Raw genomic sequence first — 10,922 nt, forward strand, 5'->3', positions numbered from 1 at the left:
AAAGTGCCCCCGAATAGTCAAGATATTGTTGACTATTCGGGGGCGCTTTAGCTTGTTCTGTTTTTTATTTTTGCTTTTTCTTCTTCGTTAATCTACCAAGTAAAAAGGCACCAGCTGCGACACCTAAAACGGTATTTGTTTTCTTATTGAAAACTTGCTTAACAACTAAATTCACATTTTGCGGACGTTCAGCTAGACGGCGCATGTAGTAGCCATACCAATCATCCCCGAATGGTACATACGTACAGAAATTATAGCCTTCTTTCGCAAGCTCTAATTGTAGCTCTTTACGGAAGCCATAAAGCATTTGGAATTCGAACTTGTCCAAAGGAATGTTGTTCTCTTTGACAAATTCCTTCACATGATTGATGATGCGGTGATCATGAGTCGCCACTGATGTGAATTTTCCACTTAATAGGTGGTACTCGATCAGTTTTAAGAAGTTTTGATCGATATCTTTTTTGTCTTGAAACGCAACTGTTTCTGGTTCTTTGTAGGCACCTTTTACAATGCGCAGACGATAATCCTTGTATTTTTCAATGTTTCTAACAGATTCATAGAAATAAGCTTGGATAACCGTTCCGATATTATCATAATCCGCTGAAAGCTCATCAATAAGATCGAATGAAGGTTTTAAGTGACCATAATCCTCCATATCAAAATTGATAAAGATTCCATATTCATTCGCTTTGGAAACGATTTCTTTCAAGTTTTGTTTACAAAAATCATAGTCAATATCAAGCCCAAGTTGAGTTGGTTTTAGGGAAATATGAGCATCAACTTCATTCGTGTGAATTGCTTCAATTACCTCGAGAATTTGATTTTTTGCTTTAATCGCTTCTTCTTCCTCAACTACAAATTCCCCTAGATTATCAATTGTGGCAGAGATTCCATGTATATTTAACTCTTTCACACTTTGAATCATTTCTTCTATATTCGTACCAGCAACAACTGACTGAGCACCTAATTTTAAACCATATTTTTTTGCAGCATTATTTAAAAACTGATTTTGTGACATCTCCATGAAGAAATCCTTCAATACCATACATCATACCCTCTTTAACATTTTTCTTTTATTATATCGGAAAGTAGGGGTGCCTGTCACTTCCCGAATTATGTCGATTTATATTTCGGTTGACTTAAAGGGATTCTCGGGGCTGCAGCGTTATACCATTGGTAGCAAAGAATATAGATGATGAGAGCATCAATCAGATCACCCCCATAATACATCAGCATTCCCCCGCTTTCCGCTTGGATTCTGGTGATTCCAGTGGGCGGATAAGCATAGATCATTTTAGCCAATATCGAATGAGCGGCGAATGCTAACACTAAGACAACAGAGCGATATTGGTAGCTTTTCCGATGGGATACGGGATCAATATAAATCATAGACGCAGTAAACAAATAGCCTGCTAAAAAGATATGGATATGAATAATCGTGTGAAGTAATAGATTTTCATGCATAAGGGAATACAGGTTAGTTTTATAGAGTAGCCAAAGCCCTCCTATATTTAGAATAGAGGCGACGATAGGATGATGAAGAAAACGGATTGGACTCGAACGAAGAAGTCCAGTGATTCTCCTCGCCAACCTGGTGGAAGTAGCGCGCAGCAGGAGTGTCATTGGCGCACTTAAAACAAGTAACAAGGGAGCAAGCATCCCAAGTAGCAAATGGGCTACCATATGAGCATTGAAATCTGTATGGGCAAGCTGTGCCAGTGGCCCGGACACAGCGATAAGGGCACAAAAAATCCCGACAATAAAAAATGTAAGACGATACCTAGGCCATTTCTTAAAGCGCAGGTTGGAAATTTTTATTCCAATTAGATAGAGAACGAGTGCAATAAGAAAGGTAACTGAAAAAAATACCTCAGCGACTGCAAAGGAACTTATAGCATGAGCATGTACACCATTATGCATGCTTTTCCACCTGATCATTACGACCTAGAAGAATAAGGATAATCCCTGCAATTGTTAGAACAGAGGCTGTTACAATCATTGTAATGTCATAATAAATAAGATTATCAACATAGCGAATTTGATGGATGCGCATTACTTTATGCTGGATCGTGCCATCATACAAATTGAAGAGCCCTGCACCAAATAGTAGCCCCCCTAGCCAGCTTTTAAATTGGAACGTACCTCTCCGCTTGATATCGGCAAACAAAAACAATCCAGCTACCGTTGCAAACCAGCTCACAGCATGGAATATCCCATCAGAAAATACTCCAACAGATGTGGTGGCGCGATCATAGAAGTGGTGCCATCCTAACATTTGATGAAAGATCGCTTCGTCAATAAAAGCGATTAAGCCCAATCCGAAGAGAAAGCCGGAGATAATATTACGATTAGAAAAGACCGATGAATTAATCTTACTCACTCCCTTATTACTACTTCTTTGGAAAGTTTTTACACTATTAGTATAGTAGCCATTTAGTATCAATATATTCAAATTAAATATTATTCGACAAAAATCGGGTGGTGCCAGGCACTAAGTCCTAGTTAATATAACTCAAATTTCCTGGGGTGTATTGTTTTCATTGGTAAAATAAGGTATTCTATCCTATGGAATAATTAGATAATTTATCCTGTTTTGATTTGTTTTTACAGTTTAATAATTTCAAATGAAGTAGCAAACTCGTTGAAAGGCGAGGGCGCAAAGCCACAGGTCTAAAGCAGTAGCTGCTATGACGGCTGGGTTGCCAAGTTGAGGTTAAGTAGGCATTCTGGCTTAGGAATGTCTATTTTTTTGTTTCTACAAATCTATCCGTAAAAAAAGGGGGTAAGTCATGTAACGATAATATGAAATTCAACTTTGTTTTATAGTCACCTTAGAGCTCTCCTAATCTCTTAAACAAAACACTGAATGTAAGCTACTAATTTTACCACCAACCTATTCAAAAGAAACGTCATACCAACTATACGAGGGGGGATTTTATGTCTTGGAAAAAATATAAAAAGACAAGAAAAGTACTTATTCTATTCCTAGCATTTTTATTAATTTTTACTAGTATGCCACTTGCAACGATTGCACAAGGAACAATTACAAATCAAAACAATACACCATATGAACCAGACTTCATGAATCCGGAATCGATAATGGACTTCATGCCAAGGACAGGTCAAGATCCTGTTCCGATTCCTAATCCAGTACAAGGGGCTCAGCCAACTTTACCTAATGCGGTTACTGGAGATACTACGCCAACTACTGCACCACAGGAAAGAAGTTATGACACCACAGCTGAGAATACTCTATCTGATCATCCAGTAGATGTTGCCACAGGTAAACTGAATCTATCAGAAATAGATTTACAGTTACCTGGTATCGGAATGGACTACTTAGTAGAACGAACCTATCAACCAGGGGCTGAAAATAATCAAGTCTGGCAATCGAATCTATTTAATGAATTGCGATTATATGCTGAGTATCACATCGCAGAAACTAGATTTGATGGAAGCATTAATACATATGATTTTGTGAAAGGCTCTGATGATGCTTATATCACAAGCTATGATGATGATCCTTTAATCAACTATGAATTAGACAAAGGGAGCTATGAAGCGTCAGAGGATAAATCGACTTTAATTCGTAACGATCAATTCGAATATGTTGTATCAAAGCCTGATGGGGCAAAAATCACCTATTATGGTTATTATGCTCCGTGGCGTTATGATACCAAGGATTCAGAGTTACCTGATTATCCTATACAAGACTCCAAATTAGGAAAAATGATCCGCTATGAAGATCGAAAAGGAAATGTCCTAACATTTGATTACGACCAGAATGGGAATATCGAAACTGTAACAGATACAACAGGACGGACCACTAGTCTGGTCTGGAATAGTAATCACCAACTCCGTTCTATCGAAGATCCGTTTGGCCGCAAAGTGAGCTATTCCTATGATAGCTCAAATCGCTTAGAAACAGTCAAACAGGCAGACGGAAGAACGCTTAAGTATTCTTATGATGGTGAAAACCAGATTACTGCCATTACAGACGATCAAAAAACAATGGAGTTCGCCTATAACAGCAATGATCAAGTGACAAGTGTAAAAATGTATGGCAAGGAATACTATACGCTGTCCTATTCAGGTAAGGTCACGACTGTCACAGATGCCGGCGAACATGTCTGGAAATATGAACACAATGGAGAACAGGTTACTCGTGTGACTAATCCATTAAATGAAAAAACGACCTATACTTATGAGGATGATTTAATCAAAACAATCTCATCTCCTCAAGGTACGATTAGCTACGATTACGATGCCAAAGGAAATAAAGTATCGGAGACGAATCTAGCGGGTGGAAAAACAACCTATGTCTATGACTATGAAGATGTGAATACATGGGAACAGCCTGTTAAAATTATCGATCCATTTAAAGGGGAAACAACCTTTGAATACGATGCACAAGGGAATGTAACGAAGCGTACAGATGCAACTGGTGTGGTAATTAACTTTACCTATGATGATAATGGGCAACTCACCCATATGACCGATGCAGCTGGTAATGTAACAGAAATGGTATACAATGACCAAGGATTTGTTGAAAAAATCATCGATCCTTTAAAATATGAAACAATTTATTCGTATGATAATTTTGGTCGTGTATTATCAGAAAAGTTACCGAATGATGTTACCACCACCTTCACCTATGATAAACGTGGCAATGTGTTAACACGCACTGAAGGTGGTAAAACGACCAGCTATACCTATGATAATAAAGGTAGACTGGAGACAATTAAGGATCCAATTAATCGTGTGACTTCCTACACGTACAATGGTCAAGGACTAGTGAAGACGATTACCGATGCGACAGGAACAACCGAATATACGTACAATGCATTAGGTTATGTGAAAACAGTCAAAACACCACAAAGCGAAATCACGACCTATACAAGAGATGCACTTGGACGCCCTGACACCATTAAACGACCAACCGAGACCGTAAATTATGATTACGGGCCGTTTGGCGTGACAGATGTCATCATTAAAACTGGAAAAAAGGAAAAGAGCTTTACGTATTCGTATGACAGCCGTGGGAATGTCACGGGAATTCGTGATAATTTTGGTCGTACGATCTCCTATACCTACAATGTGGAAGGTAAACGAACAAAATCTATTGACCCAATTGGCCGTGTAAATGAATGGACCTATGATGCAGCAGGTCGTGAAAAGACATGGAAAGATCCAAATGGGAATATTACGGAATATGATTATGATAAAAATGGTCTTTTAACAACTGCCTTTCATGCGAACGAAACAACGACTAAGTATGAATATGATGATAACCAACGCCTCACCAAGAAGACATTGCCAGATAAAACGGTTGAATCCTATGGCTATGATGAAGCGGGATTCGTAACGAGTGTTACGAATGGTGCTGGTGAGAAGAGTAGGTACGTTTACAATTCGCAAGGTCGATTAAAGCAATTCATCGATCCACTAAATGGCGTAACCGAATACAGTTATGATAATGCAGGACGTGTTACGGCAGTTAAAGATCCGACTGGAAAAAGTACATCTTACGCATATGACAAACGAAATCGCGTGATTACAAACACGGATACTGCCGGTAGAACGATGCGTTTTGAATACGATGCCTTTAATCGTTTAACAGAAATGACAGACCAAGCAGGACTTGTACATCAATGGAAATTCAATGAAGACGAAAATCAAGTCAGCTATACACATCCAGATGGTGAAAAAACAATTTATGATTATGATTCTACTAATCAATTAACAACGATCACCGATCCATTAGGTAATCTCACTGAACTTAAGTATGATAGTCGAGGTCGTCTAATCGAACAAATTAATCCTTTAGGTGAAACAAACGAGTGGAAATACAATGATTTAGATCAATTGATCGAAGAAGTGGACACTGGCGGCTATTCAACGTCCTTTACGTATGATGAAAAAGGTAGAGTTGAAACAGTTACCGACCCGCTAGGCTTGACGACAACCGTTGTTTATAACAATTACTATGATCAACCAAAAGAAATTAAAGACCCTCGTGGCGGAATCATCAAGTACCAATATGATGTCATGGGACGAGAAACCTCCTATACGGATAAGTTAGGAAATGTATCACGAATTACCTATGATGAGATTGGTCGTGTAGAAACAACAACAAATGCATTAGAAGATACGTACTCGATGGACTATCACCCGCTCGGTGGAATTAGTAAGCTAATTGATCCTGAGGGTGGTGTATGGGAATGGACTTATGATAAATTAGGTCGAGCAACTTCCCAGAAGGATCCAGAAGGGAATGTTACAGCATCTAGCTATGATGCAGCAAACCGACTAATTTCCCAAACCGATGCAATGGGTCATAAATACGAATGGACCTATAATGCATTTGACCAGGTAAAAACTCAAATTGATCCATCAGGAAATAAAACAGTCTACACGTATTCGGAATTTGGGGAACTGGAGACGATCACAGATCCACTTGGAAATAAGATACATTATCAATATGATGCCCTAGGACGTCCAACAAAAGTGACCGATCAACGAAAAGCCACTACAGAATATGCGTATAATGCTGTAGGTCAAGTTACGAAAATTACAGACGCGCTTGGGTATACGAATCAATTTGATTATGATGGATTAGGAAATGTCATCAAGCAAATTGATGCGCTTGGAAATACGGCTACATTCACATATGATGCTTATCGTCGTATCACGAGTGAAACAGATTTTCGCGGTAATACAACAAGCTATGACTACGACAATAAGAATGGTATTACAACGATTACTAATCCTTTAGGGGAAGTGACGAAACTTACCTACGATAAATTGGATCAATTGGTATCTGTTACCGATGCTGCTGGTGGGAAAACCTCCTATGCTTATGATGTAGCAGGTCGTATTCTATCTGAAACGGATCCATTAGGCTATTCTGTCCAACTAGAATATGACGGATTGGATAATGTTATTGGTCTAATAAATGAAAACAACGAAAAAATCACGTATGAATATGATAAGGTCGGTAATCTTCTGAAAGAAATAGATCCATTAGGAGATACGACAACTTATAACTATGATAAAAACTACCAGCTAAAACAAATGAAGGATGCTCGTGGCGGTGTTACTGCATTTGCCTACGATGAGCTTGGGAACATGACAAAGCAAATTGATCCAGAAGGCGGCGAATGGGAATTTGCCTATGATGCTTTGAATCGTGTAACTAAAACAACTGATCCATTAGGTGACCACTACAGCTTCCAGTATGATGAACTAGGAAATGTAGTAGAGGAAACGGATCAAGCTGGCTATACAACGTCCTATGACTATGACAAACTGGGTCGTATGATTGAGCAAGTCGCCTCAGACGATAGTAAGTGGACATACGACTATAATCCAAACGGATGGGTAACGAGCATTGTTGATCCGTTAGAAGGTGAAACAAGCTACAACTACGATAAAAACGGGAATCTCACCAAGGAAACGGACGCATTAGGTCATGAACAAAAATATGTGTATGATGCTTTAAATCGCATGACAAAGTATGTGGATGCTTCGGATTACGAGACTTCATGGGCATATGATGAACTAGGAAATGTCGTGAAAGAAACCAATGCACTTGGGGAATCAATCACGTATGACTATGACCCATTAGCTAGATTAATAGAAGAAACATCACCAAGTGGTTTCAAATGGACATATGAGTATGATGCTGCTGGTAATTTAATAAAAGAAATTAATCCACTAGGTAATGAAACAAGCTACGACTATGATGCAGCACATCAATTAACTAAAGTAACCGATGCACTGGATGGGGAGACGAGCTATCAGTATGATCCTACCGGTAATTTAACAAAAATTATTGATGCAAATGGGAACTCCCGACAGTGGAACTATGATCTAAATGCAAATGTTACAAAAGAGATAGATGGCTTAGGAAATACACATTCCTACGCGTATGACTTAGCTGGACAATTGGTATCCGAAACCAATCGAAACGGTCAAACAATTGATTATGACTACACACCTCGAGGGGAAGTAGCACAAATCGATTTAGCTGGTTTGAAGCAAGAGTACGAGTATGACGCGCTTGGACGTCTTACGACTATGAAGTCACCAGATTCAGAAGACTCCTTCTCGTATGATGCACTAGGACGAATTACGGCGCAACAAAACAAGACTGTTGGTAAAGGAATTTCCTTCGGGTATGATGCAGTTGGTAATATGACCAGCATGACCAATAGTGAAGACCGTACGATTTCTTACAGCTATGATGAACGAAATCTGATGACATCCATGACGGATCCTCAGAAGAATAAGAGCACCTTCAGCTATGATGCACTCGGACGCCTTAGCGAACAGAAATCAGCTAATGGAACGAAAATTAATCAAACATATACGAAAGATGGTCAACTAGAACGTGTTGTTAATTCTAATCGTATTGGTGTTATCTCTGGATTTAGCTATACGTATAATGAAGCAGGACAGCGTACAAAGCAGAAGGAAGCAAATGGTGCGGTAACGTCTTATAGTTATGATGCGCTAGATCGTTTAACAGCATTAGATTATTCATTGGAAAAACCAGAAGATATGACACCGGAATTACCAACTCAACAAGATAATCATGAAGATGAACAAGTAGGCGATGCAGAAGAGGCTACTTCACCAGAAAATAATAATCCAGGAACAGTCCCATCAGATGAAACACACGAATCTGATGAATCTGATTCAACGTCACCGTCTAAAGGTGATACGGAAGAAGTTGATGACGAGAAACCAATGGATGAGGATACTGAGGAAGAAGCTACAGAATCAGACGATACAGAACAAAAAGACGGCAATAACCAAGGTGATCAAGCATCAGGCAATGTTTCTGATGACACCGGAAATGGAAATCAAGAGAAAGAATCCGGATTTTTCAAGAAAACATGGGAAAATGTAAAACAATTCTTTACTAAAGTGTGGAACGGTATTAAGTCAGCCTGGAATTGGGTTGTCGGTTTATTCACATTTACCGCATTAGCTGCACCATTAGATGCTACAGAAGAAGGAACAAGTGAAGCGGACAATAAATCAGATAAACTAGTTAACGAAGAGCAGACAACTACAAATGCCCAAGAGGCATTGGTTGATAGTTCCGATCCAACTGGCTATACAAAACTAGGCGCAGATGAAGGAACGAATACTAGTAGTCTAACAGAATGGCCGAAGTATTTCCTTGGACCAATTGCACGTGTGGAGTACACCTATGACGCAGTTGGAAATCGGTTAACACAAGACATGAACGGATTTGAAACGAACTACTACTATAATGAAAATAACCAGCTAACCAAAGCTGGTGCCGAGACATTCACGTATGATGCGAATGGAAATGTCATTGAAGAAAAAAGCTTATTTGAAAAGCGAACGTACAATTATGATGCAGCTAACCGTCTACGTACAGTAGTCTTTAACGATTTTAGCTATGTATCTTATGGGTATGATTCATTAGACCGTAAAGTAAACCGAGAGACAGGAAACTGGTATTATGTACCGACTTATCCGGAGGAAGAAACCCCGGAAGAAGGGGAGGACAATTCGGATCCAGAGAATGAGGATGATAATCCTGATCAAGGAAATGGAAATGATAATCCGTGGCAATGGTATTGCCCGAACTTCCCAGGTCAAAACATATGGATGGACTTCCCGTGGCAATGGGACTGCCCGGATAATGCAGACCAAGGTAATGGAAATGACAATCCATGGCAATGGTATTGTCCAGATAACCCCGGTCAAGGCAATGGCTATGGTAATCCATGGCAGTGGTACTGTCCTGACAGCCCAGGTCAAGGAACTGGAAATGATAATCCGTGGCAATGGTATTGCCCTAGCTTCCCCGGTCAAGGTATGTGGATGGGCACCCCATGGCAATGGTACTGTGATCATCCAGGTCAAGGAAACGGAAATGGTAATGGAAATGGCAATGGAGAAAACCCAGATCAAGAAGTTGAAGAAGACTTCAATGAACTTGGGGAAAACAAAGAAAAAATTCCATTAACGGAAACACAATCGGTTTACGAAGGACAAAGCAATACTGTCCATAAGGAATACAGTGCAAAAGGCTCACCATATGCCGAGTACTATATTGGAGCAAATAATCGAGTGGTATCGCAGAAAACATTTGGTAACCAAGGTATCGGGTATCCAGGTTACTTCCCAAGCTTCAAACCAGCCGGTGGCATGTTGTATCATCAATACGATGGAATGTCCTCTGTGAGTGAGTTGACCGATAGACATGGCTTCGTGATGCAAAATTACCGCTATGATGCTTTCGGTGGGCTGGTCAATGATGCCTTTACTGTACCGTATACGAATAAGAATTATACTGGTCACCAATATGACCGTGAAACAGGTCTTATTGACATGCAGGCACGCATGTATGACCCAAGTACCGCACGATTCTTGCAGGAAGATACGTATGCGGGAACGATGACGAATCCGTTATCGCAAAATCGTTATGCGTATGTGATGAATAACCCGATGAATTATTGGGATCCGACGGGAAGAACCGCGCAGACGATTACAGAGATACCAGATTGGGTGCGTAATCGTGAAAATTATTCCAGTATTGACCGATCAAGCTCTACATCGATGACAAGAGAGCGTTGGACATATGAAGGGTATCAAACTGGATATACATCGGACATTAGAAGAACAGTTGTGGATAATTTACGGTTTTTAACGGTTTATTATGAAGTAGATACAAGAAATACGTGGAATTACAATTATACAAAAACGTTGACGGACCTGTATCCAGACGGTACGATTATTCCGTCAACGGAACGGACTGTGGCAGATGAACAGGTTCAATATATAGAAGATGGGATTTCCCAATGGACAGAATATAAATCTGCTTCGCAGCTAGCAGAAGAAAATATGCTTTATCTATCGCAGCACTACAAAATTCCTGA

General features: G+C 39.7%; 4 protein-coding genes and 1 riboswitch. Of the genes, 1 reads left to right on the plus strand and 3 read right to left on the minus strand.

Going from position 1 to position 10,922, the window contains the following annotated elements; genetic code table 11:
- Positions 1-64 precede the first annotated feature (64 nt).
- The 3 genes from JF53_RS17025 to JF53_RS17035 form a co-directional block, all read right to left on the minus strand.
- Positions 65-1,045 carry a proline dehydrogenase family protein gene (locus JF53_RS17025; RefSeq protein WP_047982746.1) on the minus strand — a complete coding sequence of 327 codons (981 nt, stop codon included), beginning with the start codon at positions 1,043-1,045 and terminating at the stop codon, positions 65-67.
- A gap of 68 nt (positions 1,046-1,113) precedes the next feature.
- Positions 1,114-1,920, minus strand: coding sequence for a cytochrome c oxidase assembly protein (locus JF53_RS17030; protein ID WP_047982747.1), 807 nt, complete (start codon positions 1,918-1,920; stop codon positions 1,114-1,116).
- Positions 1,913-2,380: a DUF2243 domain-containing protein gene (locus tag JF53_RS17035; protein ID WP_047982748.1), complete on the minus strand. Its 468-nt coding sequence runs from the start codon at positions 2,378-2,380 to the stop codon at positions 1,913-1,915. Before JF53_RS17035 ends, JF53_RS17030 begins: the two co-directional genes overlap by 8 nt.
- A gap of 241 nt (positions 2,381-2,621) precedes the next feature.
- Positions 2,622-2,707, plus strand: a riboswitch (cyclic di-GMP riboswitch).
- A 230-nt stretch (positions 2,708-2,937) separates the two neighbouring features.
- Here JF53_RS17035 and JF53_RS17040 point away from each other — a divergent pair.
- A partial coding sequence (locus tag JF53_RS17040; RefSeq protein WP_157052560.1) for an RHS repeat-associated core domain-containing protein occupies positions 2,938-10,922 on the plus strand: 7,985 nt, incomplete at its 3' end.

Origin of the sequence: Ornithinibacillus contaminans (assembly GCF_001038425.2) — a bacterium.
Classification (GTDB): domain Bacteria; phylum Bacillota; class Bacilli; order Bacillales; family Amphibacillaceae; genus Ornithinibacillus; species Ornithinibacillus contaminans.